The organism is Streptomyces sp. RP5T, from assembly GCF_003933965.1.
GTDB lineage: Bacteria > Actinomycetota > Actinomycetes > Streptomycetales > Streptomycetaceae > Streptomyces.
The window spans coordinates 1-2,339 of record NZ_RSAJ01000915.1; the positions used below are offsets into that span (position 1 = coordinate 1).

Below are 2,339 nucleotides of genomic sequence, written 5' to 3' on the forward strand. Positions count from 1 at the left end.
CCTCAAGGCCCTCGCCGTCGACGTGGAGCGCAACCTCCGCAGCCCCCTCACCGGCATCCGCCAGGAATCCGTCCGCCTGGGCCTGCCCGAGCCCGAGGTCAAGGTGGGCATCCGTTCCGGCGACACCCCTCCGGCCGAGCGCCGGGCCCTGTCCACCCGCCCCCCGGACATCCTGATCACCACCCCGGAATCCCTGTTCCTGATGCTGACGTCGGCGACCCGGGACGCGCTCACCGGCATCGAGACCGTGATCCTCGACGAGGTCCACGCCGTGGCCGGCACCAAGCGCGGCGCCCACCTGGCCCTGTCGCTGGAGCGCCTGGACGAGCTCCTGGCGAAGCCGGCCCGCCGTATCGGCCTCTCCGCCACGGTCCGCCCGGTGGACGAGATCGCCCGCTACCTCTCCCCCCAGCGCAAGGTGGAGATCGTCCAGCCGAAGTCCGGCAAGGAGTTCGACCTCTCGGTCGTGGTCCCGGTGGAAGACCTCGGTGAACTCGGCGGCTCCCCCGTCGCCGAGGGCAACGAAGGCGCGGAGCGCCCGTCCATCTGGCCCCACGTGGAGGAGCGGATCACCGACCTCGTCCAGTCCCACCGCTCCACGATCGTCTTCGCGAACTCCCGCCGCCTCGCGGAACGCCTGTGCAACCGTCTGAACGAGATCGCCTACGAGCGGGCCACCGGCGAGCCCCTGGACGAACACCACTCCCCGGCCGACCTCATGGGCGGCTCGGGCGCGGCCCAGGGCGCACCCCCGGTCATCGCCCGGGCGCACCACGGCTCGGTCTCCAAGGAACAACGCGCCCTGGTCGAAGAGGACCTCAAAGCAGGCCGCCTGCCCGCCGTGGTGGCGACCTCCAGCCTCGAACTCGGCATCGACATGGGCGCGGTGGACCTGGTGATCCAGGTCGAGTCACCCCCCTCCGTCGCCTCCGGCCTGCAACGCGTCGGCCGCGCGGGTCACCAGGTCGGCGCGGTCTCCACCGGCGTGGTCTTCCCGAAGTACCGGGGCGACCTGGTCCAGGCGGCGGTCGTCACGGAACGCATGCGGACCGGTTCCATCGAGTCCCTCAAGGTCCCCGCGAACCCCCTGGACGTCCTCGCCCAGCAGATCGTGGCGATGACCTCGATGGACACCTGGCAGCTCGACGACCTCCTCGCCACGGTCCGCAGGGCGGCCCCCTTCGCCTCCCTCCCCGAGTCCGCCTTCACCGCGGTCCTCGACATGCTCGCGGGCCGCTATCCGTCCGACGCCTTCGCCGAACTGCGACCGCGCGTGGTCTGGGACCGCATCGCCGGCACGGTCACCGGCCGGCCCGGCGCCCAGCGCCTCGCCGTCACCTCCGGCGGCACCATCCCCGACCGCGGCCTCTTCGGTGTCTTCCTCGCCGGTTCCGACCCCAAGAAGGGCGGCGGAAGGGTCGGCGAGCTCGACGAGGAGATGGTCTACGAGTCGCGGGTCGGGGACGTCTTCACGCTCGGCACCAGCTCCTGGCGCATCGAGGACATCACCCGCGACCGCGTCCTCGTCTCACCCGCCCCCGGCGTCCCCGGCCGGCTCCCCTTCTGGAAGGGCGACCAGCTGGGCCGCCCCCTCGAACTGGGCCGCGCGGTGGGCGCGTTCCTCCGCGAGGTCGGCTCCCTGTCCAAGGAGGACGCCCGCCTGCGCCTGCTCACCGCGGGTCTGGACGCGTGGGCGGCCGACAATGTCCTGTCCTACCTGGACGAACAGCGCGAGGCCTGCGGCCACGTCCCGGACGACCGCACGATCGTCGTGGAGCGCTTCCGGGACGAACTCGGCGACTGGCGGGTCGTCGTCCACTCCCCCTTCGGCGCCCAGGTCCACGCCCCCTGGGCCCTCGCCCTCGGCGCCAAGCTCTCCGAGCGCTACGGCATGGACGCCCAGGTCATGCACGCCGACGACGGCATCGTCCTGCGGCTGCCGGACGCCGACATGATGAGCCTGGACCTCCTCGACCGCGAACCGGCCAGGACCGGTACGGAGTACGACGCCGAGCAGGCCCCGGTGGGCGCCGCGGACGTCGTCTTCGACAAGGGCGAGGTCGACCAGATCGTCACCGACCAGGTGGGCGGCTCGGCCCTGTTCGCCTCCCGCTTCCGCGAGTGCGCCGCCCGCGCGCTCCTGCTCCCGCGGCGCAACCCCGGCAAGCGCACCCCCTTGTGGCAGCAGCGCCAGCGCGCCTCCCAACTGCTCCAGGTGGCGAGCGAGTTCGGTTCCTTCCCGATCGTCCTGGAGGCGGTCCGCGAATGCCTCCAGGACGTCTTCGACGTTCCCGGTCTCGTCGAGCTGATGGGCGACCTGGAGTCCCGCAGGGTCCGCC

The 2,339-nt window shown here is 72.3% G+C and carries 1 protein-coding gene; it reads left to right on the forward strand.

Annotated elements, in window-relative coordinates:
* On the forward strand, positions 1-2,339 hold a 2,339-nt coding region (locus EHS43_RS42890; protein ID WP_125195865.1), incomplete at both ends, for a DEAD/DEAH box helicase.